Origin of the sequence: Cedecea sp. VD22, from assembly GCF_037150195.1 — a bacterium.
Classification (GTDB): domain Bacteria; phylum Pseudomonadota; class Gammaproteobacteria; order Enterobacterales; family Enterobacteriaceae; genus Cedecea.
This window is the reverse complement of record NZ_JBBCPX010000004.1, coordinates 212,596-236,935: the sequence shown is the minus strand read 5'-3', so window position 1 is coordinate 236,935 and position 24,340 is coordinate 212,596. Positions and strand designations below refer to the sequence as shown.

Here is a 24,340-nt window from a genome sequence, read left to right as displayed (position 1 = left end):
GCGTGAGCATGGATATTAGCGATTTTTACCAGACATTTTTTGACGAAGCCGACGAGCTGTTGGCCGATATGGAGCAGCATCTCCTGGATTTGGTGCCTGAGGCGCCGGATTCTGAACAGTTGAACGCTATTTTCCGTGCGGCCCACTCCATTAAGGGCGGGGCCGGTACGTTTGGCTTCTCCATCCTGCAGGAAACGACCCACCTGATGGAGAACCTGCTCGACGAAGCGCGGCGCGGTGAGATGCAGCTCAACACCGATATCATCAACCTGTTTTTGGAAACCAAGGATATTATGCAGGAACAGCTGGACGCCTATAAAAATTCTGAAGAGCCGGATGCCGCAAGCTTCGACTATATCTGCAAAGCGCTGCGTCAGCTGGCCCTGGAAGCCAAAGGCGAGGCACCATCGGCGCCGGCCAAACTCTCCGTGGTAGAAACCGAACAGCCTGAGTCCGCGCCTGCCGACAACGGCGGCAGGCTGCGCGTGGTGATTGACGGCCTGAAAGAAGCTGAACGTGACCTGATGCTCGAAGAGCTGGGGAACCTGGGCACACTGAGCGAGGTGGTCAAAGACGCCGCTTCCGTAACGGCCACGCTGGAAACCAGCGTCAGTGAAGACGATATTACGGCCGTACTTTGCTTCGTGATTGAGCCTGAGCAAATCAGCTTTGTGCCGGTTACCGCAGCCAGCGCGCCAGCGGTGGCAGAAACCACTTCGGTGGCGGTGCCTGAGGCACCTGCTCAAACGGCTGTCGCCGTGCAAAAAGCGGGCCTGCCTGAGCCGCTGACCCCTGCGACAGGGCGCGTTGAGCGCGATAAACCTGCCGCTCGCGCATCTGAATCGACCAGTATCCGCGTGGCGGTAGAGAAAGTTGACCAACTGATTAACCTGGTTGGCGAACTGGTGATCACCCAGTCCATGCTGGCCCAGCGTTCCAACGAGCTCGACCCGGTCAACCACGGGGATTTGATCACCAGCATGGGGCAGCTGCAGCGTAACGCGCGCGACCTCCAGGAATCGGTGATGTCTATCCGCATGATGCCGATGGAATACGTCTTCAGCCGCTTCCCGCGTCTGGTCCGCGATCTGGCCGGGAAGCTTAACAAGCAGGTGGAACTGACGCTGATGGGCAGCTCCACCGAGCTGGATAAGAGCCTCATTGAACGCATTATCGACCCGCTAACGCACCTGGTACGCAACAGCCTTGATCACGGTATCGAGTCGCCGGAAAAACGCCGGGCGGCAGGGAAGTCCGAAGTCGGGAACCTGATTCTGTCTGCGGAACATCAGGGCGGCAATATCTGTATCGAAGTGACCGACGACGGGGCAGGGCTCAACCGCGAGCGTATTCTGGCGAAGGCGATTTCCCAGGGGATGCCGGTCAGTGAAAGCATGACCGACGACGAAGTCGGGATGCTGATCTTCGCGCCGGGCTTCTCCACCGCCGAGCAAGTCACCGACGTGTCTGGCCGTGGCGTGGGCATGGACGTGGTGAAACGTAACATCCAGGAGATGGGCGGCCACGTCGAAATCCAGTCGAAAGCCGGAGCAGGGACGACCATTCGCATTCTGCTGCCGCTGACGCTCGCTATCCTCGATGGCATGTCGGTTAAAGTGAGCGACGAAGTCTTTATCCTGCCGCTTAACGCGGTGATGGAATCCCTGCAGCCGCAGGAAGAAGATCTTCACCCGCTGGCGGGCGGCGAACGCGTGCTGGAAGTGCGTGGGGAATATCTGCCGCTGGTTGAGCTGTGGAAAGTCTTTGACGTTCAGGGCGCAAAAACCGAAGCCACGCAGGGCATCGTTGTGATCCTGCAAAGTGCCGGACGCCGCTATGCACTGCTGGTCGACCAGCTGATTGGCCAGCATCAGGTGGTGGTGAAAAACCTGGAAAGCAACTACCGCAAGGTGCCGGGTATTTCTGCAGCCACCATTTTGGGTGACGGCAGCGTGGCGCTGATCGTCGATGTTTCTGCGCTGCAGGGGCTAAACCGTGAACAACGTCTGGCGCTAACCGTCGCCTGATTAACCGCTTAAAAGAATAGGTACGCAAATGACTGCACTAACGAATGTGACAAAACTGACCGGGGAAAACGTAGGCCAGGAGTTTCTGGTGTTCACCCTCGGCGCTGAAGAGTACGGCATTGATATCCTGAAGGTGCAGGAGATCCGCGGTTACGATCAGGTGACGCGCATCGCGAACACGCCTGCTTTTATTAAAGGCGTCACCAACCTGCGCGGCGTGATCGTGCCGATTATCGACCTGCGCCTGAAGTTCGAACAGGATGGCGTGGAATATAACGACAATACCGTGGTTATCGTGCTGAACCTGGAAAAACGCGTGGTCGGGATTGTGGTTGACGGTGTGTCCGACGTGCTGTCGCTGACGGCGGATCAGATTCGTCCTGCGCCAGAGTTCGCTGTCACTCTGTCAACTGAATACCTGACGGGCCTGGGCGCGCTGGGTGAACGTATGCTGATTCTGGTGAACATTGAGAAGCTGCTGAACAGCGAAGAGATGGAGCTGCTGGATTCTGCGGTCGCTTAATCCGGTTTGCTAAAAATAAGAAGGGCTACCCTAGGGTAGCCCTTTTATTGTTTTACACAGAGGGAAAAAGCGTGGTTTTTCCCTCTGCGTGGTTATCAGCCGAAAATCACACAGTGATTTTCCAGCATATTTATTGGTGGAATCTGGTATTGCTTCGTTTGCCAGACATCGCCGGCTTGCGATAAGGGCTACCCGAGGGTAGCCCTTTTTTTATGCCTTAACTTCTTCCACCGGCACGGTGCCGGTTTCTTCCAGCATGCCTTCGTTCTTGGACAGCATCGCGGTTGCCACGCCGTTGCCCAGCACGTTGATCGCCGAGCGGCCCATATCCAGGAAGTGGTCAATCCCCATCAACAGCAGGATGCCCGCTACCGGAATATTGAAGCTTGGAATTGTTGCCGCCAGCACAACCAGCGCGGAGCGCGGCACGCCGGCAATCCCTTTGGACGCCAGCATCAGCGTCAGCATCAGCACGGCAATCTCAGAGAAGGAGAGATGCACGTTATAAGCCTGGGCAATAAACATGGACGCAAAGGAGCAGTAGACCATCGACCCTACCAGGTTAAAGGAGTAACCGATCGGCAGCACAAACGAAGCGATGTTGCGGGAACAGCCAAAGCGGGTCAGTTGGTCCAGCGTTTTCGGATAGGCCGCTTCAGAGCTGCTGGTGGTAAAGGCCACCAGAACGGGATCTTTCAGCATCGCCAGCAGGCGGAACACATCGCGCTTCAGCACCATGTAACCCACGCTAATCAGCACGATGCAGGTGAGCACGATAGCCACATAGTAGCCGCCGATAAACGAAGCGTAGTTGAGCAGAATGCCCAGACCCTGGGTGGCAATCACCGAAGAGATGGCGGCGAAGATAGCCAGCGGCGCGACATACATCACGTAGCCGGTCACTTTCAGCATGATGTGGGAGACAACGTCCAGCGCGCTCACCAACGGGGCGTTAAATTTCTCGCCCAAAGACGCGCCGGCAATACCAAAGAACATCGAGAACACCACAATCTGCAGGATCTCGTTGTCCGACATCGCCCCGGCAATGCTGGTTGGGATGGTATGGGAAATAAAGGCTTTCAGCGTCATTCCGCTGACGGCCAGGCCGGTCTGCACGGCTTCGGCTGGCACTTCCAGGTTCATGCCCGCACCCGGATGCTCCAGGGTGACAATAAACAGGCCGACCAGAATAGACAGCACGGAAGAAGAGACAAACCAGACCATTGCCTTACCGCCTACGCGGCCAATGGTGGAGGTTTCGCCGAGCTTCATGATACCGACCGTCAGGGTGCTGAAGACCAACGGCGCAATCACCATCTTGATCAGGCGCAGGAAGATATCGGTAAACAGCGTGATGTTATCGGCGTAGCCTTTGATGACGTCGGCGGCGGCGTATTCGTGGATGGCCGCACCGGTGAAGATCCCCGCTATCATGAACAAAATGATGAATAGCGTGAGTTTGTTTGAACTTGCCACTGACTTAGTAACCCCGTAGTTGACTGTAGTTAATGTGTGTTTTTTTGTAACTTACTGACCCTTATATAATTATTGTTTCCGGGCCGTAAATGCGCGGAGCATAAATTGAATCAAACTGCGCCGATATACAACTCTTTTTTATAAATTCTGTTAATTGTTAATTAAGCAGCACTTAATCATTATTTGTGATAACTGTCACAAAATGACGGATATATTCTTTTCGCTTTGCAGTGATGTAAGGTGTTTTGCATTTAACGCATTGTTTTTATTGATAATAATGTGTCAATTGTCCTTCTGAATGAATTTTTTGACGTGGTCTGGTTATTTCCCATTCTCTAAACTAAATTTCAACTAAGTGATGGCGTAACGTACTGATTTTTTTCTTACCGACAGGCCCATAAAGGTTGCGGCCAGAAACCGTTTTGCTTGCTTGATAAATGAACGATTGGGGTTATTTGTGGGCAAAATGATTTTTTATGCAGCATGCACAATATCTGATGGGCAGCCATTTGGCTTCATGACGAATTATATAAAAGACAAGTTATGGCGTCCGCCTTCTTTATTAAAGCGGAATATAGACTAGCGTTAAATCATCCCGTGCCGCTTCGTTGTGTATTCACGAAGTATGATTGAGTCATTTGAATGAGGGTAAGGATATGAATTCAGCCACTGCAGCACGCTTAATTCTCTCTTGTACTGCGTTTGCGATTATTCCATCGGCTAATGCGGCGGTGGCAAACGGTACATTTCAGGTCCTCATTACGATTACAAAGTCCTGTACAGTAACGGCGGGGGCAGCCTCGAATATTAACCTCGGGTCGGTTGCCGCCAGCGCAGTAAACACCTCGCAAAGTAATACATTCACCGTGAACTGCTCCAAGGCAACGCCCTATTTTATCGGGCTTGCGCCTTCTGCAGCCAACGGTGGCACCACCACCGGTTCGGGAGCCATGTCGTCCGTGCTTAACTTCGCCACCAACACCGACAAAGTCCCTTATCAGCTGAACCAAACCTCGGCCACCGGGCCAGTTTGGGGTAACACCGCCACCACAACGACGGTGGGTAACGGCGTGGCGGGCCTGGGCACCGGGCTGGCTATCTCGTATACGGTTTATGCCACTGCGGCGAGCGCCAACTACACGCCAGACAGCTATGCGGATACTGTGACCGTCAACGTTAACTACTGATTTCAGGGCAACGGATGAAAATGAAATTAGGCGGACGCCCGGCCTGCGCATGCCTGTTGCTGGCGCTGGCCGTGGGACAAAATGCGCTAGCCGGTGGCCTGCAGATATCGCCGGTTAACCTGACGTTGAGCGCCGCACAAAATGCGGACGGTATCTGGTTAAGTAATGAAGGGACTGCGCCGCTCAACGCGCAGGTACGGGTTTTCAACTGGCAGCAAAGCGGCAATGCCGACAGGCTGTCAACCTCTCAGGGGCTGGTTATTAGCCCTCCCATCGTGACGCTGCCCGCGGGGGAGCGCCAGCTTGTCCGCGTGATCCGCACCACGCCTGCCACCAATCAGGTGGAACAGGCCTATCGCTTGTTTATTGATGAGTTGCCGCCTGCCAAAGTGCAGAAAAATACTATTCAGTATGTTATGCGCTATTCCGTCCCGGTGTTTTTGCAGCCTGTGGGGCAGGCTGAAAACACCGCAAAACTGAAATGGGCATTGGTGCAAACCGATGGCAAAACCTTTGTCGACGTGAGTAATCAGGGAAACAGCCACGCCCAGCTTTCTGCCATGACATTTATTCAGGCTAATGGCGCGCGAAAAACGATTACGCCAGGTCTGTTAGGTTATGTTCTTCCCGGTTCAACTATGCGGTGGATAATATCTTCGTCTGCCAGTGATGCTTATCACAGTGGAAAGGTTGAAGTCACTATCAATGGTCAAAAAACAGAACAAAATCTATGACTGGCCATATTCTTTGGTAAATATTGTATTGCTTAATGGTTTATTTTTCTCAGGCATGACAGCAGCACAAAATACTAATAATGACTTACCTCAGAATGCGGCCAGCAATGATACAGCTCAGCCTGTAGGCGTGGATTTATATCTGGACACGACGGTGAACGGGAATGCCGTGGGTCTGGTTCATCTTGGCTACGCGCAGGGAAAACTCTACGGCGACGCGATGGCCCTGCGTCAGTTGGGATTTCACCTGCCGGAAAAAGCACAGCCGCCGTATTACCTGAATGACATTGCCCAGGTCAAAGTTGACTATAACGTGCAGCAACAAACCCTGGCGTTGACCGCGCCGCTGAGCCTGTTAGATCTGAAAACCACCCAGCTCAATCAGTCCGATATGTCCTCGCCGAAGGCCGACAATGCCCTTGGGGCGTTGCTGAATTACGACCTCTACGGCGACAGCGGCAAGAACAGCAATTTCAACACATTCAGTGAGTTCCGGGCGTTTAATTCGGCAGGCGTCCTGAGCTCGACCCAGCTTACCCGCTACAGCACGGAACAGAATAGCAATCAGTCTTTTAGCCGCCTGGACACCAGCTGGCGCTCCTCTTTTCCCGATAAAATGCTGGCGGTTACACTCGGTGACACGCTCACCAGTTCGCTTTCATGGTCCCGCCAGACCCGCATTGCCGGGGTGAAAATCGGGACGGATTTTGGCCTCAACCCTTATATGCCCACGACCCCGCTGCCGGCGTTTCTGGGGTCGGCCACGCTGCCCTCCAGCGTTGAGCTGTATGTCAACGGGGTTAAATACTATAACGGCGAGGTTCCGGCGGGCAGTTTCCAGTTGAATACGCTGCCAAACATCACCGGCGCAGGGAATGCTCAGGTGATGATGACCGATGCCCTGGGCAGAACCAGCGTGCAGAACTTCTCTTTTTATAACGATCAGCTCCTGCTGAGGGAAGGGCTCACGGACTGGTCCCTTGAGCTGGGCGTGGTCAGAAAAAACTACGGCTATTCCTCCTTCGACTACGCCAGCGAACCCGCGCTCAGCGGCACCTGGCGGCGGGGCTTCAGCAACAGCCTGACCGCAGGGGGCCATATGGAGGCCAGCGACAGCCTGGTCAACGGGGGCGTCAGCAGCGACTGGATCCCCTGGAGCCAGTCCGGGACTATCTCAACCGCGCTGGCGGCAAGCTCGGATGCCGGGGAGAATGGCTATTTGTATGGACTCGGCTATCGCTGGTCCGGCGGGCGATTCAGCTTTAGCTCCAGCGCCACGGCCACCTCCGGCGACTATCACGATGTTGCCACACGCTATGGTGCCCCGCCGCCAGCCTTCAGCGGCAGCGCGGTGGTGGGGTATAACTTTGGCGTGGGGGGGAATCTCAGTCTGAGTTACCTGCAGTTTCGCTACCCTGACCAAAGCGCTATTCGCTACGCCAACGCCAGCTGGTTTAAACCCATCACGGAAAACATCTCCTTAAGCGCCAGCTTTAACCAGAATATTGATGATACCCGCGACCGCAGCGTGTACCTGATGCTGACCGTCAGTACCAGCAATAGCCTGACGGCCGGAGCGACGGTGCAGCGCACCGGGGACAAGATGGGTTACCAGCTCAATGCCAGCCAGAATCCACCGTCCGAGGGCGGGGTCGGCTGGAACGTGGCCGCCAGCCAGCAAAGTTCACAGCAAACCGGGCAGGGTGAAGTGGGTTACCTGGGGCGCTATGGCCGCGTATATACCGGCTTCCGCAGCATTCCAGACAATAATTACGGCTATGCGGGGGCGACGGGGTCGCTGGTGATGATGGGCGGCGGCGTGTTTGCCGCCCGGGAGATCAACAACGGGTTTGCCGTGGTTTCTACGGACGGTATTCCCGATGTACCGGTCAAGCTGCAGCATAACCTGGTGGGTAACAGCGACAGCAGCGGACGGCTACTGGTGACGCCGCTCAACAGCTACCAGAACAACCTGATCAGTATCGATCCAATGAACCTGCCGGCCAACATGCGGATCCGCAGCGTCAGCCTGAACGCTACCCCAGCCGACCGCTCCGGGACGCTGGTGCATTTTGATATCAAGCCGGTTCGCGCCGCCCAGATAAGCCTGGTTGACGCTAAAGGCAAAGCCATCGCCGAAGGCAGCCCGGTCAGATTAATGTCAGGCACCGGACAGGACTCGATTGTCGGGTTTGATGGCATGACCTATTTCGATGCGCTTGAGCTGCACAATCAGCTCCGGGTGACAACAGAGAACGGTATTTGTGTGGCTGCGTTCGACTATCCAGAGAATCAGAAAAGCGTGCCGACTATTGGCCCGGTTGTGTGCCGATAGCGTACGCGTGGACTTTTGAGACAGGAGTGACCCGCATGAGATTAAAACAATTACTGCTGCTGGCGGTGCTCTTGCTGTCCCCCGGGATTAGCCATGCGGTTGTATGCTCGGTGAGCAACGTGCAAACCGTTAACTTTGGCACCATCAACCCGCTGGCGACAGGCACGCCCAACACTTCAATGACCTTCGATTACAGCTGTTCCAAACAACTGGGCGATCTGCTGGCCGGGGTGACGCTCTGCTTTAATATTGACGGGGCCGGCGTTGGGAATCACAAAATGTCTTTTGCCGGTCCGCCTGCCAGTACGCTGTCCTATGAGCTTTATCAGGGAACGTTAAGCGGGGGGGCGTGGGGGAGCCAGTTTCAGTCGGGAACGACCTACCCGATGGTGCCGCTCAATTTACTTAACCTGACGCCCGTCACCGGCAGCCTGACGGTCTACGCCCAAATGACGCTGCCGCAAATATCCGCCGCGCAAGGCGGGTATCAGGATACTTACACCAGCGGCATGACTACCGTCACAATGAATACCGGCCTGCTGGCCCCCCCCTCCAGCTGTGGCACCAGCGTGGTCGCAAACTTTCCCTTCAATGTGGTGGCGACCGTCGGCAAGCAGTGCAACGTCAGCTACGCCAATAACGTTAGCTTCGGGCCGGTGGCGGCTATGCAAAGCAATGTAGCGTCGAATAACACCATCGGCATTGCCTGCACCACCGGCACGGTTTACACCGTGGGCCTGACGCCATCGAACGGCAACACGGGCGGCACCGGGGTGCTGTCAGGCACGGGAAGTAATACCGATCAGGTGCCTTATCAACTAAGACAAGCCACCGGAACATCCGGGGCGGTGTGGGGCAACACGTCGCTGAACATGCCGTCCAGCACCGGTAACGGGGGAGCGCAGCAATACCAGGTCTATGTCACTATTCCGAGCACCAATTACACGCCAGACAACTATGCCGACACGGTGACCATTACCGTAACCTATTGATCGTTCCTCTTGCTGACAGATAGCCGGTTGCCATGGCGCAACCGGTTAATTTCCCTGTGACTTAACGTAAAGTTCCCGCTGACGGTGCCGATAACCTCGGGAACAAGTCGTTAAAAGGGCGTCCTATGTTAAAGCGTATTCGCGTTGTCACCATGCTGATGATGGTGCTGGTGGTGTTCGCGCTGCTGCAAATCATTTCCGGTGGAATGTTCTTTAATTCGTTAAAAAACAACAATGATAACTTCAAAGTCTCCCGCGAACTGCGGGTGCAGCAGGCCGAATTAAATCAGGCATGGATCCTGATGTTGCACACGCGCATTAACCTTAGCCGCTCTGCCGCGCGCATGATGATGGATCCGGCCAATAGCCAGAGCTCAGCCAAAACCGATCTGCTGAACAATGCGAAGAAATCCCTCGCCAGCGCCGAGCAGCACTACAACAACTTTAAACAGGTTGCGCCCATTTCAGCCGAAATGAACACCGTGGTGAAAGATATCGACGGTGATTACCAGACCTACCATCAGGCGCTGGCGGAGCTGATTGGCTACCTGGAAAGCGGCAACATGGATGCCTATTTCGGTCAGTCGACCCAGGGTATGCAGAATGCGCTGGAAAAAGCCTACGACGGCTACCTGGCGCTGAACGATCGCATGTACGAAGCCTCGTACGTCGACAGCCGCGACGGCTACACCTTCGCCATCTGGCAGCTTGGCATTTTAGCCCTGGCGCTGGCCGCAGTCATTCTGCTGGTCTGGGTCGGGATGCGTCAGATACTGCTTAAGCCGCTGAACGTGGTGATCGGGCATATCCGCGAGATTGCGGCCGGTAACCTGACGGAAAAAATTAACGTTGAAGGGAAAAACGAGCTGACCCAGCTAGCCTCCAGCGTGCAGCACATGCAGCAGGAACTGATTACCACCGTCAGCAGCGTGCGCGAAGGGTCGGATGCCATTTACAGCGGCACCACCGAAATTGCCGCAGGCAATAACGATCTTTCATCCCGCACCGAGCAACAGGCGGCGTCCCTGGAAGAAACCGCCGCCAGCATGGAGCAGCTCACCGCCACCGTGAAGCAGAACGCCGAAAACGCACGTCAGGCCTCTCAGCTGGCGCTGAATGCGTCCGAAACCGCGCAGCGCGGCGGCAAGGTTGTCGATGGCGTGGTGAAAACCATGCATGACATCGCGGGTTCCTCCAAAAAAATTGCCGACATCATTAGCGTGATTGACGGGATTGCCTTCCAGACCAACATCCTGGCGCTGAATGCCGCGGTAGAAGCCGCGCGTGCGGGTGAACAAGGACGCGGCTTCGCGGTTGTCGCCGGGGAAGTACGTAACTTAGCCAGCCGCAGCGCCCAGGCGGCAAAAGAAATTAAATTGCTGATTGAAGATTCCGTTTCGCGCGTGGACACGGGATCCGTGCTGGTGGAAAGCGCAGGGGAAACCATGAGCGACATCGTGAACGCGGTGACGCGGGTCACGGACATCATGGGGGAAATCGCCTCCGCCTCTGACGAGCAAAGCCGGGGTATTGACCAGGTCGCCCTGGCCGTGTCTGAGATGGACAGAGTGACACAGCAGAACGCCTCGCTGGTGGAAGAGTCTGCTGCCGCGGCCGCCGCGCTGGAGGAGCAGGCCAGCCGCCTGACTCAGTCTGTCGCGACGTTCCGTTTGCAAGGGAATGCGGGTAGTAAAAAACCTGCAGCGGCTGCGCCGGTAGCGCAAAGCCCTGTGGTTCATGCCCCGCGTACTCCGGCCCGGGCCGGGGATGACGATAACTGGGAAACTTTCTGATCAGATGAATACCGGCCTGCTGGCCGGCAGAGGGAAGCTTTGATGTTAAACCGTATCCGGATCTCGACCACGCTTTTCCTGATTTTGATTGTCTGCGGCGTTTTGCAGATTGGCAGTAATGGCTTGTCTTTTTGGGCTTTTCGTGACGATTTCCAGAACCTGAAAAGGGTCGAGGTTAGCAATCAGCAACGCGATGCGTTAACCCAAAGCCGGGCCGCGTTACTGCAGGCCAGCAATGCCTTAAACCGGGCGGGTACGCTGACCGCACTCAGCTATCCACCGGACGATATCAAACGCCTGATGGCGGATGCCCGCAGCAGCCTGAAGCAGGCGGATATACTGTTTAACCAGTTCCTCGAGATCCCGCCGAAAGAGGGCGAGGCTGAGACAATGCTGGCCTCGACGAAAGAGAGCTATACGGCGTTCAGAGACGATCTCCAGCATCAGGCAACGTGGCTTGAGAACAACCAGCTTTCCGACTTTATGACCGCGCCGGTACAGAAGTCGCAGGGCGTTTTTGATGCGAACTTCAATGCCTGGCAGCAGAGCATTAATCAGATTGTGCAAACCGCGAGCGGCGACAGCCAGAAAAACTACCATATCTCCGCGGTGATTTTCACCGTGGTGACGATCATCGCCGTGGTGCTGTTGCTCGGCTCCCTGGCCTGGTCGCGCAAGATGATTGTGCAGCCGCTGGCGATTGTCCGTAGCCACTTTGACAGCATTGCCGCCGGGGACCTGGCGAAGCCAATTTCGGTCTTCGGGCGCAATGAGATCTCGGAGATATTCGCCAGCCTGAAAAATATGCAGACGGCGTTAAAAGAGACGGTCAGCCAGGTGCGCAGCGGCACCCGCTCCATGCACGCCGGTATCGGTGAGATTGCCGCAGGCAACAGCGACCTGTCGGCTCGAACCGAGCAGCAGGCGGCTTCCCTGGCAGAAACGGCGGCCAGCATGGAGCAGCTCACGGCTACAGTCGGGCAGAACGCCGATAACGCTCGCCAGGCGGCACAGCTTTCCCGCAGCGCGGCTGATACCGCGAAGCAGGGCGGGCAGCAGGCAGCAAACGTGGCAAACACCATGCGCGACATCGCGGGCAGTTCGCAGAAAATTAGTGACATTACCAGCGTGATCGACGGCATTGCGTTCCAGACCAATATCCTCGCGCTGAACGCGGCGGTAGAAGCGGCGCGTGCCGGGGAGCAGGGGCGTGGTTTTGCGGTGGTTGCCGGGGAAGTTCGTAACCTGGCCAGCCGCAGCGCGCAGGCGGCCAAAGAGATCAAAGTATTAATTGAAGAGTCCGTTGACCGCGTGCAGCAGGGATCGAAGCTGGTCGATACGGCGGCGACAACGATGGCTGAAATTGTCCGTTCGGTCACCCAGGTGAACGACATTATGGGCGAAATTGCCTCGGCGTCAGATGAGCAGCGCCGTGGGATTGAGCAAGTCGCTCAGGCGGTCAGCCAGATGGATCAGGTCACGCAGCAAAACGCCGCGCTGGTTGAAGAAGCCGCCAGCGCCACCGATGCGCTGGCGGGGCAGGCTGAATATCTTTCCGGCGTGGTGGCGGTATTTCATCTGAGCGGTGCCGACGCTGAGCCCGCAGCCAGTGAATTCGCCGCGACCGGAGAATGGGTAACATCTTGAAGGGAATAAAGAAGGCGCTATGACATCATCGACGCCCACCGGGCAACAGTCATTAATGCTACAGATGACACAGCGTCTGCCGCTGTCCGACGCGCATTTTCGTCGGATATGCCAGTTGATCTATCAGCGCGCGGGTATCGTGCTGGCCGACCATAAACGGGACATGGTTTATAACCGTCTGGTTCGCCGCCTGCGTCTGCTGGGTCTGGATGATTTTGGCCGCTACTTAGGCATGCTGGAAGCCAACTCCAGCAGCGCCGAATGGCAGGCGTTTATCAACTCGCTGACCACTAACCTGACCGCTTTTTTTCGCGAAGGACACCATTTCCCTATCCTTGCGGAGCACGCCCGCAAACGCAGCGGGGACTATAAAGTCTGGAGCGCGGCGGCTTCGACCGGCGAAGAGCCCTATTCCATCGCCATTACCCTGGCGGATGTGCTGGGGGGCGGCGCGGGACGCTGGAAGGTTTTTGCCAGCGATATCGACACCCAGGTGCTGGAGAAAGCCCAGAGCGGCGTTTATCGCCAGGAAGAGCTGAAAACGCTTTCGCCGGTACAGATGCAGCGCTATTTCATGCGCGGCACGGGGCCGCATGAGGGGCTGGTCCGGGTGCGCAGTGAACTGTCGAATCATATTGATTTTGCACCGATCAACCTGCTGGACAAGCAGGCACCGGTACCGGGGCCATTTGACGCCATTTTTTGCCGCAATGTGATGATTTATTTTGATAAACCTACACAGCAGGCGATTTTGCAGCGCTTTGTTCCGCTGCTGAAACCCGGCGGGCTGCTGTTTGCCGGGCATTCGGAGAACTTCAGTAACCTCAGCCGTGACTTCTGGCTGCGTGGTCAGACGGTCTATGGCCTGAGTAAGGAAAGAACATGACGAAAATACGTGTCTTATCGGTCGATGACTCTGCGCTGATGCGGCAGATAATGACGGAAATTATCAACAGTCATAGCGATATGGAAATGGTTGCTACCGCCCCGGACCCGCTGGTGGCGCGCGATCTGATTAAAAAGTTTAATCCGGATGTGTTAACGCTGGATGTCGAAATGCCGCGAATGGACGGCCTCGACTTCCTGGAGAAGCTGATGCGCCTGCGGCCCATGCCGGTGGTGATGGTGTCTTCGCTGACCGGCAAAGGGTCGGAAGTGACGCTGCGCGCGCTGGAGCTGGGGGCTATCGACTTCGTGACCAAGCCGCAGTTGGGCATTCGCGAAGGGATGCTGGCCTACAGCGAAATGATTGCTGAAAAGGTGAGAACCGCCGCCAGGGCTAAGATTGCCGCACATGCGCCAGCCGCCGTGCCTGCGACGCTGAAGGCCGGGCCGCTGCTTAGCTCGGAAAAATTGATTGCCATTGGGGCTTCAACCGGCGGCACCGAAGCGATTCGCCATGTGCTGCAGCCGCTGCCGCTTTCCAGCCCGGCGCTGTTGATTACCCAGCATATGCCGCCGGGTTTCACCCGTTCATTCGCCGAGCGGCTGAACAAGCTGTGCCAGATCAGCGTTAAAGAGGCCGAAGACGGCGAGCGCGTACTGCCGGGCCATGCCTATATCGCCCCGGGTGATAAGCACATGGAGCTGGCGCGCAGCGGCGCAAACTATCAAATCAAATTACATGACGGCCCACCCGTGAACCGGCATCGCCCGGCCGTGGATGTGCTGTTCCATTCGGTGGCGAAACACGCGGGGCGTAACGCCGTGGGCGTGATCCTCACCGGGATGGGTAATGACGGTGCCGCCGGGATGCTGGCGATGCACCAGGCAGGGGCGTGGACCATCGCCCAAAACGAAGCAAGTTGTGTGGTGTTCGGCATGCCGCGTGAGGCCATCAATTCCGGTGGCGTCAGCGAAGTGGTCGATTTAAGCCAGGTTAGCCAGCAGATGCTGGCGAAAATTAGTGCCGGACAGGCAATACGTATTTAACTGAAGGAGCCCGGATTTTATGGCGGACAAAGAACTCAAGTTTCTGGTCGTAGACGACTTTTCAACCATGCGCCGCATCGTGCGTAACCTGCTTAAAGAGCTGGGTTTTAATAACGTTGAAGAAGCGGAAGACGGCGTAGACGCGCTGAACAAACTGCAGGCCGGTGGTTTCGGCTTTGTGATTTCCGACTGGAACATGCCGAACATGGACGGTCTGGAGCTGCTGAAAACCATTCGTGCCGACGGCGCGATGTCAGCGATGCCGGTGCTGATGGTTACGGCAGAAGCCAAAAAAGAAAACATCATTGCAGCCGCACAGGCCGGGGCAAGCGGCTACGTCGTTAAGCCATTCACTGCGGCAACACTGGAAGAGAAACTGGGCAAAATTTTCGAAAAGCTCGGCATGTAAGGAGGCGCAAATGCACTCATCAACAAACCCGGCAACAGAGATACACGAGCATTCACCAACCGATATCATTGCACGTATCGGCAGCCTGACCCGCATGCTGCGCGACAGCCTGCGTGAGCTGGGGCTCGACCAGGCCATTGCTGAAGCGGCTGAAGCTATTCCTGATGCCCGCGATCGCCTGGACTATGTCGTGCAGATGACCGCGCAGGCCGCCGAGCGCGCCCTGAACTGCGTGGAGCTGTCTCAGCCTCACCAGAACCAGCTGGAAAGCGAAGCGAAAGCGCTGAGCGGCCGCTGGGATGCATGGTTTGAAAATCCGATCGAGCTGAAAGATGCGCGCGAACTGGTGACTGACACCCGCAGCTACCTGTCAGGCGTCCCGGAGCACACCAGCTTCACCAACGCCCAGCTGTTGGAAATCATGATGGCGCAGGATTTCCAGGACCTCACTGGCCAGGTTATCAAGCGTATGATGGACGTTATCCAGGAGATCGAGCGCCAGCTGTTGATGGTGCTGCTGGAAAACATGCCGGAGCCGGACGCTCGCGCCAAGCGCGTGAACGAAGGCTTGCTGAACGGCCCGCAGCTTGATGCTTCCGCCGCCGGCGTGGTGGCAAGTCAGGATCAGGTTGATGATTTGCTGGACAGCTTAGGCTTTTAAAATAGCGGCGGCCGCTCTCGCGTGCGTGGGGGAGGCCGCCCGTTAACGTCAAAATAAACGTACAAAAACGTTTGTAATTCCTCTATTAGCCCAACCGTGCTCTGGCATGCTGTCCTTGAAAATGCGGCCACGAGATTGTTGCGGTGTCTGAAGATAGCGATCAGGAAAAAACAGAAGCCCCCACGGCCCACCGACTTGAAAAGGCGCGTGAAGAGGGGCAGATCCCGCGTTCCCGTGAACTGACTTCCCTGCTGATGTTATTGGTAGGGCTGTGCATTATCTGGATGGGCGGGGCGTCGCTGGGCAAGATGCTCGGCGCCATGCTGTCTGATGGCCTGCACTTCGACCACAAAATCATCAACGACCCCAGCCTGATTGTGAATCAGATCAGCCATTTGATTAAGCTTGCCGTGATGGCGCTGCTGCCGCTGATCTCCGGCCTGGTTATTGTCGCGATAGCCGCGCCGATGCTACTGGGGGGCGTGAACTTTAGCTCCAAGTCGATCAAGTTTAATCTCGGCAAGCTCAACCCGATTGCCGGCATTAAGCGGATGTTTTCTATGCAGACGGCAGCGGAGTTACTCAAGGCGCTGCTGAAAGCGGTGCTGGTGGGCTGCGTGGCTGCCTGGTATTTGTGGCACAACTGGCCGGCGATGATGCGCCTGATGAGTGAGTCCCCGGTTACTGCCCTTGCCAGCGCGCTCAACATGGTGGCGCTTTGTGCCCTGCTGGTGATTCTGGGCCTTATCCCGATGGTGGGATTTGACGTCTTCTTCCAGATTTACAGCCACATTAAAAAGTTACGCATGACTCGCCAGGATATTCGTGACGAGTACAAACAGAACGAGGGCGATCCGCACATTAAAGGGCGTATTCGCCAGCAGCAAAGAGCGATTGCGCGCCGCCGCATGATGGCCGATGTGCCAAAAGCTGACGTTATCGTGACCAACCCGACCCACTATGCGGTGGCTCTGCAGTACGACGAAAACAAAATGAGCGCGCCTAAAGTCCTGGCGAAAGGTGCCGGACTGATCGCTCAGCGCATTAAAGAAATTGGCAATGAAAACCGCATCCCGATGCTGGAAGCCCCCCCGCTGGCGCGTGCGCTGTACCGACATGCGGAAATTGGGCAGCAGATCCCCGGCCAGCTTTATTCTGCCGTGGCGGAAGTGCTGGCCTGGGTCTGGCAGCTGCGCCGCTGGCGCGTGGCGGGCGGCTTAATTCCGAAGAAACCTGAAAATCTGCCGGTGCCTGAGGCGCTGGACTTTGCAAACGAGAAGGACTCCGATGGCTAATCTGGCTGCGATGTTGCGCCTGCCGGGCAACATGAAATCTGGGCAATGGCAAATTCTTGCGGGACCGGTACTGATCCTGCTGATTCTGTCGATGATGGTGCTGCCGCTGCCGCCGTTTGTCCTCGACCTGCTGTTTACCTTTAACATCGCGCTGTCGATCATGGTGCTGCTGGTGGCGATGTTCACCCAGCGCACGCTGGACTTCGCGGCGTTTCCGACCATTCTGCTGTTTACCACTTTGCTGCGCCTCGCGCTAAACGTGGCTTCTACCCGTATCATCCTGCTGGAAGGGCATACCGGTGCGGCGGCAGCGGGTAAAGTGGTTGAAGCCTTCGGCCACTTCCTGGTGGGCGGCAACTTCGCCATCGGTATCGTGGTGTTTATCATCCTCGTTATCATCAACTTTATGGTTATCACCAAGGGTGCGGGACGTATCGCCGAAGTCGGGGCACGTTTTGTGCTGGACGGGATGCCGGGGAAACAGATGGCTATCGATGCCGATCTGAACGCCGGGATCATTGGTGAAGAGGAAGCGAAAAAACGCCGTTCTGAAGTGACCCAGGAAGCTGACTTTTACGGTTCAATGGACGGGGCGAGTAAGTTCGTGCGCGGCGACGCCGTGGCCGGGCTTATCATCATGGTGATTAACGTGGTGGGCGGCCTGATGGTCGGGGTTATCCAGCACGATATGGCGATGGGGGCGGCGGCACAGAGCTATACGCTGTTGACCATCGGTGACGGCCTGGTCGCCCAGATCCCGGCGCTGGTGATTTCCACCGCTGCGGGCGTGATTGTTACCCGCGTGGCGACCGATCAGGATGTCGGTGAACAGATGGTGACCCAGCTGTTCAACAACCCGCGCGTGATGCTGTTGGCCGCTGGCGTGCTGGGGCTGCTCGGGATGGTGCCGGGTATGCCGAACTTTGTGTTCCTGCTGTTTACCGCCGCACTGCTGGGCCTGGCCTGGTGGATGCGTGGCCGCCAGATGGCCGAGCCGGAAGCACCTCAGCCGGTGAAGATGCCGGAAAATAATCAGGCCGTGGAAGCGACCTGGAATGACGTGCAGCTGGAAGATCCGCTGGGCATGGAAGTGGGTTATCGTCTGATTCCGATGGTGGATTTCCAGCAGGACGGCGAGCTGCTGGGCCGTATTCGCAGTATTCGTAAAAAATTCGCCCAGGAGATGGGATTCCTGCCGCCGGTGGTGCATATTCGCGACAATATGGATCTGCCGCCCGCGCGCTACCGTATTTTGATGAAGGGCGTAGAAATTGGCAGCGGGGATGCCTACCCAGGCCGCTGGCTGGCGATTAACCCCGGCACCGCTGCAGGGACGTTACCGGGCGAGGCGACCATTGATCCGGCCTTTGGCCTGGCCGCCATCTGGATTGAGAGCGCGCTGAAAGAGCAGGCGCAAATTCAGGGCTTCACCGTGGTTGAAGCGAGTACCGTGGTGGCAACGCACCTGAACCACCTTATCGGACAGTTTGCGCCAGAGCTGTTTGGCCGCCAGGAAGCGCAGCAGCTGCTTGACCGCGTGACGCAGGAAATGCCTAAGCTGACGGAAGATCTTATCCCGGCGGTGGTGACGCTGACCACGCTGCATAAAGTGCTGCAAAACCTGCTTGAAGAGAAAGTGCCGATCCGCGATATGCGAACCATTCTGGAAACGCTGGCGGAGCATGCGCCTATTCAGAGCGATCCGCATGAGCTCACCGCCGTGGTTCGCGTGGCGCTGGGCAGGGCTATCACCCAGCAATGGTTCCCTGGCACCGGTGAAGTGCAGGTTATCGGCCTGGATGCGTCTCTTGAGCGTCTGCTGCTGCAGGCGCTGCAGGGCGGGGGCGGCCTTGAGCCGGGGCTGGCGGATCGCCTGCTGGAACAGACTCAGGATGCGTTGCAGCGCCAGGAAATGCTGGGTGCACCACCGGTGCTGTTGGTGAACCATGCCCTGCGTCCGCTGCTGGCGCGCTTCTTACGCAGAACGCTGCCGCAGCTGGTTGTGCTCTCGAGCCTGGAGCTGTCCGACAACCGCAATATCCGCATGACGGCAACTATCGGAGCGAAATAAAGAATGAAAGCGTTACTTTTGATGCTGCTGGTGCCGTTTGGTGCCCTGGCGTTAGGTGAGGGCTCCTGGCAGGACAGCGGGATTGGCGTGACTCTCAGTAACCGGGGCGTAACGGCCTCGTCCCGGCCGTTGAAACCGATGCAGCCCGTCAGCGGCAGAATGACGCTGATTGCCTGGACCTATGTGCTGGATGGCCCGACGCCTGCGGGGCTGACCGTCAAACTTTGTTCGCCGACGAATTGCACCCCGCTTGAGGGTGCAAACGGCACCACGCGCGGGCTGACCAACACCGATGCAAATCAGCCGTTGCGCTTTGTCTGGGAAGTACCGGGCGGCGGTTCTATGTACCCGCCACTGCGGGTGCGCAGTAATCAGGTCATCGTTAACTACGTGCAGTAAGTCTCTCTCTTACCGGCCAGCGGGATTCATACGCTGGCCGACCTCTCGTTTTCCGCGTTAAACCCTTTTGTTTTATCAATCAGTGACTCATGCCCGGGGTCCCTTTGTATTTTTGCCATTTTCCGTTTGCCGGTGGCAGAAACGCAGAGGTATCACTGGCGCGATGCTTTTACCTTTAACCGTGTATTTACTCCCGGAGCGAGGAGCAGTCATCAGGGAGTCTCCGAAAAACCATAAGGGCTGACGGCGATGAGAACACGGAAGATTGGATTCACGAATTACCTGGCCTATGGCTCAGGCGACTTTTTAGGGGCAGGGACCACGGCGCTTACGGCGGCATGGTTGCTCTATTTTTACACCACGTTTTGCGGGCTCTCTCCCATTGAGGCCACCTTTATTTTTGCCGCGGCCAGGGTGCTGGATGCGCTGGTCAGCCCATTGATGGGCTTTCTTACCGATAACTTCGGTTCCACCCGGCTCGGCAAGCGATTCGGACGAAGGAAGTTCTTTATCCTGCTCGGCATTCCCTGCGTATTCAGCTATTCGTTGATGTGGGTAGGCAACATGGATTTCTGGTACTACCTGGTCACTTATCTGATCTTTGATGTCGTCTACACCATGATTCTGGTGCCGTATGAAACGCTGGTGCCGGAAATGACCGACGACTTTAAACAGAAAACCAAGTTTTCGGGCGCGCGGATTTCTATGGCGCAAATGTCGGCGATACTTGCCTCTTTCCTGCCGGGCATACTGTTGACCCAGTTTGGTAAAGACAGCGCCATCTCCTTCTTCTATGCAAGCCTGGTGTTTTCCGTACTGTGCGCGCTGATGCTGACGTTTGTCTGGTGTTTTACCTGGGAGCGCCCACGCGAGACGTGGACGGAAGCCGCGCTTCGGGCGGAAGCGGAGAAGCAGCAGCTAAGCCTCGGGCAAAGCCTCAACCGCCTGTTTGTTGAGCTGGGATCTACGCTGCGGATAAAGATTTTTCGCCAGCATCTGGGCATGTATCTTGGCGGCTATATTGCGCAGGATGTCTTTAATGCGGTCTTCACTTACTACGTCGTTTTCGTACTGATGCAGGAGGTCTCTTTTGCCTCGAATCTGCTCGGCACCATGGCGATTTTTCAGTTTATCGCGGTTATAGCGATGATCCCGCTGTGCATCCGCTTTGGGCCCGCACCGTCTTACCGCATGGTTGTGGTGCTGTTTGGCATCAGCTCTCTTGCCTACGCGCTGCTTTACTATGCGGGGCTTAGCGATGTGTATGCACTGCTGCTGTTGGTTTCAGCCGTCGCCGGACTGGGGCGAGGAGGCATCAACTATGTTCCCTGGAATACCTACACCTACATTGCCGATGTGGATGAGGTGATAACCGGCCAGCGCCGCGAGGGGATTTTTGCCGGGATCATGACCCTGACGCGTAAAGCTTCGCAGGCAGGTGCGGTGATGCTGGTGGGCATCGTGATGCAAATGTCTGGCTTTGTCAGCGGGCAAAAAACGCAGCCTGAGGAGGTTAGCCACACCATTCTGATCATCCTGAGCGTGGGCACGCTGCTGGTGCTGACCTGTGGGTTCCTTGTCTCCCTGCGTTTCAGGCTCAACCTACAAACCCACAGTACGCTGCGTGAAGAGACGGCCAAAATGCGTGAGTCTGGCAGCGCAATTCCACAGGCCAGCTCTCCGGAAGCTCGAGCGACGGTAGAAATGCTGGCGGGGATGCCGTTCGAAGCCCTTTGGGGCAATAACAACATTGGCTACCTCAACCGCAACAAGCCGCCTGCGTCAACGCTTCAGACCGATGCATCACCGAATTCAACATACCATGGAGGTTAATATCATGAAGGTTTGGCCCGTTAAGCACAGCCCGTTGTTACGTCAGCCTGAGCGTTTTATTGCCAGGGACGAACTGAAAGCGCTGATAGAGAAGGTGACCGATAATCTGGTCAATATTCAGGATGCAAGCGGTGAGTTTTTGCTGCGGCTGGATGATGGCAGGACGATCGATACCAAGGGCTGGGCCGGCTGGGAATGGACGCACGGGATCGGACTGTACGTGATCTGGCAGTATTACCGCCAGACGGGAGATACCTCGATGCGGGATATCATCGACGACTGGTTTACCGCGCGTTTTGCCGAAGGGGCGACCACCAAAAACGTCAACACAATGGCACCGTTTCTGACGCTGGCGTATCGCTATGAAGAAAGTCTGAATCCAGCGCATCTGCCCTGGCTTGAAAGCTGGGCCGAATGGGCAATGCATGAGATGCCGCGCACGGATTTTGGCGGGATGCAGCACATCACCCTGGCGGAGGAGAACCATCGGCAGATGTGGGATGACACGCTGATGATGACGGTGCTCCCGCTGGCGAAAATCGGCAAGCTGCTTGGGCGCAAAGCGTATGTGGAGGAGGCGACCTACCAGTTTTTACTGCACGTTCAGAACCTGATGGACAGGGAGAGCGGGCTGTGGTTTCACGGCTGGAGCTACGACGGCTGCCACAACTTCGCTCACGCACGTTGGGCACGGGGTAACAGCTGGTTGACTATTGTTATCCCGGACTTCCTTGAGCTGCTTGATTTGCCTGAAACCAGCGCGGTACGCCGTTATCTGCTGCAGGTGCTGAACCGGCAGATAGAGGCGCTGGCGAAATGCCAGCATGAAACGGGCCTCTGGCATACCTTACTTGATGACCCCGATTCTTACCTGGAAGCCTCGGCGACGGCCGGTTTTGCCTACGGCATTCTCAAGGCGGCGCGAAAGCGCTACATCAGCGCAGACTATGCGGCAGTCGGAGAAAAGGCGATGCGCGGTATTGTGGCTAATATCTCGCCGGAAGGGGAGCTGCTGCAAACGTCGTTTGGCACCGGCATGGGCAGTAATCTTGAGTTTTACCGCCAGATACCGCTGACTTCTATGCCGTACGGCCAGGCGATGGCCATTCTGTGTATGACGGAATATCTGCGCGGCTATTACTGAGTCGCTTAAAAAAAGAAAACCCGGCACGGTGGCCGGGTTTTTGTTTGTATAGCTGAAGAATTACATACGTTCTACGGTGTTGATACCCAGCGTATCCAGACCCAGCTTCAGCGTTTTCGCGGTGAGCAACGCCAGCTTCAGGCGGCTGTTGCGGGTCGCTTCATCGGCGGCGCTGAGAATCGGGCAGTGCTCGTAGAAGCCGGAGAACAGGCCGGCAACATCGTACAGATAGGCACACATCACATGCGGCGTACCGTCGCGGGCAACCACATTCAGCGTCTCTTCAAACTGCAGCAGGCGGGCGGCCAGCTGAGCTTCACGGTCTTCGGTAATAACAACCTTCGCTTTCAGCAGTTCGGCTTCGTCGAGGTCGGCCTTACGGAACACGGACAGGACGCGTGTGTAGGCATACTGCATGTACGGCGCGGTGTTCCCCTCGAAGGCGAGCATGTTGTCCCAGTCGAAGATGTAGTCGGTGGTACGGCTCTTGGACAGGTCGGCGTACTTCACCGCACCAATACCTACCGCTTTCGCCAGATTTTCCAGTTCGTCTGCAGGCATATCCGGGTTCTTCGCCGCAACCAGACCGCGGGCGCGTTCCATTGCCTCATCGAGCAGGTCGGTCAGCTTCACGGTGCCGCCGGAGCGGGTTTTGAACGGCTTGCCGTCTTTGCCCAGCATCATGCCGAACATCTGGTGCTCCAGGGTGACGGACTCCGGCACGTAGCCAGCTTTACGCACGATGGTCCATGCCTGCATCAGGTGCTGGTGCTGGCGAGAGTCAATGAAGTAGAGCACGCGGTCGGCGTGCAGGGTTTCATAGCGGTATTTGGCACAGGCGATGTCGGTGGTGGTGTAGAGGTAACCGCCATCTTTCTTCTGGATGATCACGCCCATCGGGTCGCCGTCTTTGTTCTTGAACTCGTCCAGGAACACCACGGTGGCGCCTTCGCTCTCTACCGCCAGACCTTTCTCTTTCAGATCCGCCACAATGCCAGGCAGCATTGGGTTGTAGAGGCTTTCGCCCATCACGTCATCGCGGGTCAGCGTCACGTTGAGGCGTTCGTAGGTTTTCTGGTTCTGCGTCATGGTGATGTCGACCAGCTTGCGCCACATCTCACGGCAGTATTCATCGCCGCCCTGCAGCTTTACCACGTAACCACGGGCGCGCTCGGCAAAAACTTCGTCTTCGTCATAGTGTTTTTTGGCCGCGCGGTAAAACTCTTCCAGGTCGGCCAGCGCCATTTCGCCCGCGTTTTCCTGCTGCTGTTTTTCCAGGAACGCGATGAGCATGCCGAACTGAGTGCCCCAGTCGCCAACGTGGTTGGCACGGATGACCTTGTGGCCAAGGAACTCCAGGGTGCGCACGGCCGCGTCACCGATGATGGTGGAGCGAATGTGGCCCACGTGCATTTCTTTGGCAACGTTTGGCGCAGAGTAGTCGACGACGATAGTTTGCGGTTCAGACACGCTCACGCCAACGCGATCGGACGCCACGGCCTCATCAATGTTTTTCGCCAGAAATGCCGGGTCGAGGAAAATGTTGATAAAGCCAGGGCCGGCAATCTCAACTTTGCTGGCGATCCCGGTCAGATCGAGGTTAGCGATGACCTTCTCTGCAACCTGTCGCGGCGGCATGCCCAGCGTTTTAGCAACGGACATCACGCCATTGGCCTGATAGTCGCCGAACTGGACTTTTGCTGACTGACGAACCTGCGGTTCGCAGTCCGCTGGCGCACCTGCAGCAATCAGCGCCTGGCTGACTTTTTCTGAGAGAAGAGACTGAATATTCACCGGGATACCTTACAATTTGTACTGGGCCGCCACGTCAAGGGCCGCCTAAAAATGAGGAAAGAAACAGGGCGTGAGTATAACGTTATTT

Annotated in this window: 19 protein-coding genes; 17 read left to right on the top strand and 2 right to left on the bottom strand. The window is 56.6% G+C overall.

The features are described from left to right. Positions 1 to 8: 8 nt before the first annotated feature. Both cheA and cheW read left to right on the top strand, forming a co-directional pair. Positions 9 to 2,027 carry a chemotaxis protein CheA gene (cheA, locus tag WFK85_RS11275; protein WP_205246396.1) on the top strand — a complete coding sequence of 673 codons (2,019 nt, stop codon included), beginning with the start codon at positions 9 to 11 and terminating at the stop codon, positions 2,025 to 2,027. A gap of 28 nt (positions 2,028 to 2,055) precedes the next feature. Then, on the top strand, positions 2,056 to 2,550 hold the full coding sequence (gene cheW / locus WFK85_RS11270; protein WP_008453882.1) for a chemotaxis protein CheW: 495 nt from the start codon (positions 2,056 to 2,058) through the stop codon (positions 2,548 to 2,550). Between the two features lie 210 nt (positions 2,551 to 2,760). Here cheW and WFK85_RS11265 read toward each other — a convergent pair whose 3' ends face one another. After that, positions 2,761 to 4,026 carry a dicarboxylate/amino acid:cation symporter gene (locus tag WFK85_RS11265; protein WP_008453884.1) on the bottom strand — a complete coding sequence of 422 codons (1,266 nt, stop codon included), beginning with the start codon at positions 4,024 to 4,026 and terminating at the stop codon, positions 2,761 to 2,763. A 656-nt stretch (positions 4,027 to 4,682) separates the two neighbouring features. Here WFK85_RS11265 and WFK85_RS11260 point away from each other — a divergent pair. The 15 genes from WFK85_RS11260 to bglB all read left to right on the top strand — a co-directional run bounded on the left by WFK85_RS11260 (position 4,683) and on the right by bglB (position 22,458). Further along, positions 4,683 to 5,213: a spore coat protein U domain-containing protein gene (locus WFK85_RS11260; protein WP_166991575.1), complete on the top strand. Its 531-nt coding sequence runs from the start codon at positions 4,683 to 4,685 to the stop codon at positions 5,211 to 5,213. Positions 5,214 to 5,227: 14 nt separating this feature from the next. Then, positions 5,228 to 5,947: a fimbrial biogenesis chaperone gene (locus WFK85_RS11255; RefSeq protein ID WP_008453888.1), complete on the top strand. Its 720-nt coding sequence runs from the start codon at positions 5,228 to 5,230 to the stop codon at positions 5,945 to 5,947. Between the two features lie 55 nt (positions 5,948 to 6,002). After that, complete coding sequence (locus WFK85_RS11250; protein ID WP_034807454.1) at positions 6,003 to 8,282, top strand: fimbria/pilus outer membrane usher protein; 2,280 nt, start codon at positions 6,003 to 6,005, stop codon at positions 8,280 to 8,282. A 35-nt stretch (positions 8,283 to 8,317) separates the two neighbouring features. Beyond that, entirely contained in the window at positions 8,318 to 9,274 is a 957-nt protein-coding gene (locus tag WFK85_RS11245; protein WP_166991581.1) for a spore coat protein U domain-containing protein, read from the top strand. Positions 9,275 to 9,399: 125 nt separating this feature from the next. Beyond that, positions 9,400 to 11,067, top strand: a complete 1,668-nt coding sequence (tar, locus tag WFK85_RS11240) for a methyl-accepting chemotaxis protein II (RefSeq protein ID WP_336708235.1) — start codon at positions 9,400 to 9,402, stop codon at positions 11,065 to 11,067. Between the two features lie 42 nt (positions 11,068 to 11,109). After that, entirely contained in the window at positions 11,110 to 12,714 is a 1,605-nt protein-coding gene (locus tag WFK85_RS11235) for a methyl-accepting chemotaxis protein (RefSeq protein ID WP_336708233.1), read from the top strand. A gap of 19 nt (positions 12,715 to 12,733) precedes the next feature. Continuing rightward, positions 12,734 to 13,600, top strand: coding sequence for a protein-glutamate O-methyltransferase CheR (gene cheR / locus WFK85_RS11230; protein WP_008453898.1), 867 nt, complete (start codon positions 12,734 to 12,736; stop codon positions 13,598 to 13,600). Next, positions 13,597 to 14,646, top strand: coding sequence for a protein-glutamate methylesterase/protein-glutamine glutaminase (locus WFK85_RS11225; protein ID WP_039294605.1), 1,050 nt, complete (start codon positions 13,597 to 13,599; stop codon positions 14,644 to 14,646). Before cheR ends, WFK85_RS11225 begins: the two co-directional genes overlap by 4 nt. A 19-nt stretch (positions 14,647 to 14,665) precedes the next feature. Then, positions 14,666 to 15,055, top strand: coding sequence for a chemotaxis response regulator CheY (gene cheY / locus WFK85_RS11220; RefSeq protein WP_008453900.1), 390 nt, complete (start codon positions 14,666 to 14,668; stop codon positions 15,053 to 15,055). 10 nt (positions 15,056 to 15,065) lie between these two features. After that, positions 15,066 to 15,716, top strand: a complete 651-nt coding sequence (gene cheZ, locus WFK85_RS11215; RefSeq protein ID WP_008453901.1) for a protein phosphatase CheZ — start codon at positions 15,066 to 15,068, stop codon at positions 15,714 to 15,716. Positions 15,717 to 15,859: 143 nt separating this feature from the next. After that, a complete protein-coding gene (gene flhB, locus WFK85_RS11210; protein WP_336708230.1) occupies positions 15,860 to 17,011 on the top strand; it encodes a flagellar biosynthesis protein FlhB in 1,152 nt (383 codons plus the stop codon). Continuing rightward, on the top strand, positions 17,004 to 19,082 hold the full coding sequence (gene flhA, locus WFK85_RS11205) for a flagellar biosynthesis protein FlhA (protein WP_008453903.1): 2,079 nt from the start codon (positions 17,004 to 17,006) through the stop codon (positions 19,080 to 19,082). The genes flhB and flhA overlap by 8 nt, the downstream gene beginning before the upstream one ends. Before the next feature lie 3 nt (positions 19,083 to 19,085). Continuing rightward, complete coding sequence (flhE, locus tag WFK85_RS11200; RefSeq protein ID WP_166991587.1) at positions 19,086 to 19,481, top strand: flagellar protein FlhE; 396 nt, start codon at positions 19,086 to 19,088, stop codon at positions 19,479 to 19,481. A 249-nt stretch (positions 19,482 to 19,730) separates the two neighbouring features. Then, a complete protein-coding gene (locus WFK85_RS11195; protein ID WP_166991591.1) occupies positions 19,731 to 21,314 on the top strand; it encodes an MFS transporter in 1,584 nt (527 codons plus the stop codon). Between the two features lie 4 nt (positions 21,315 to 21,318). Next, entirely contained in the window at positions 21,319 to 22,458 is a 1,140-nt protein-coding gene (gene bglB / locus WFK85_RS11190; RefSeq protein ID WP_336708229.1) for a beta-galactosidase BglB, read from the top strand. A 60-nt stretch (positions 22,459 to 22,518) separates the two neighbouring features. Here bglB and argS read toward each other — a convergent pair whose 3' ends face one another. After that, a complete protein-coding gene (gene argS / locus WFK85_RS11185) occupies positions 22,519 to 24,252 on the bottom strand; it encodes an arginine--tRNA ligase (RefSeq protein ID WP_008453907.1) in 1,734 nt (577 codons plus the stop codon). Positions 24,253 to 24,340: the final 88 nt, after the last annotated feature.

Coding starts and splice junctions, on each gene's coding strand:
- cheW (WP_008453882.1), top strand. CDS start 2,056: ATGACTGCACTAACGAATGTGACAAAACTGACCGGGGAAAACGTAGGC.
- tar (WP_336708235.1), top strand. CDS start 9,400: ATGTTAAAGCGTATTCGCGTTGTCACCATGCTGATGATGGTGCTGGTG.
- cheZ (WP_008453901.1), top strand. CDS start 15,066: ATGCACTCATCAACAAACCCGGCAACAGAGATACACGAGCATTCACCA.
- WFK85_RS11225 (WP_039294605.1), top strand. CDS start 13,597: ATGACGAAAATACGTGTCTTATCGGTCGATGACTCTGCGCTGATGCGG.
- WFK85_RS11255 (WP_008453888.1), top strand. CDS start 5,228: ATGAAAATGAAATTAGGCGGACGCCCGGCCTGCGCATGCCTGTTGCTG.
- WFK85_RS11195 (WP_166991591.1), top strand. CDS start 19,731: ATGAGAACACGGAAGATTGGATTCACGAATTACCTGGCCTATGGCTCA.
- WFK85_RS11245 (WP_166991581.1), top strand. CDS start 8,318: ATGAGATTAAAACAATTACTGCTGCTGGCGGTGCTCTTGCTGTCCCCC.
- cheY (WP_008453900.1), top strand. CDS start 14,666: ATGGCGGACAAAGAACTCAAGTTTCTGGTCGTAGACGACTTTTCAACC.
- cheR (WP_008453898.1), top strand. CDS start 12,734: ATGACATCATCGACGCCCACCGGGCAACAGTCATTAATGCTACAGATG.
- bglB (WP_336708229.1), top strand. CDS start 21,319: ATGAAGGTTTGGCCCGTTAAGCACAGCCCGTTGTTACGTCAGCCTGAG.
- WFK85_RS11260 (WP_166991575.1), top strand. CDS start 4,683: ATGAATTCAGCCACTGCAGCACGCTTAATTCTCTCTTGTACTGCGTTT.
- cheA (WP_205246396.1), top strand. CDS start 9: ATGGATATTAGCGATTTTTACCAGACATTTTTTGACGAAGCCGACGAG.
- flhA (WP_008453903.1), top strand. CDS start 17,004: ATGGCTAATCTGGCTGCGATGTTGCGCCTGCCGGGCAACATGAAATCT.
- WFK85_RS11235 (WP_336708233.1), top strand. CDS start 11,110: ATGTTAAACCGTATCCGGATCTCGACCACGCTTTTCCTGATTTTGATT.
- WFK85_RS11250 (WP_034807454.1), top strand. CDS start 6,003: ATGACAGCAGCACAAAATACTAATAATGACTTACCTCAGAATGCGGCC.
- flhE (WP_166991587.1), top strand. CDS start 19,086: ATGAAAGCGTTACTTTTGATGCTGCTGGTGCCGTTTGGTGCCCTGGCG.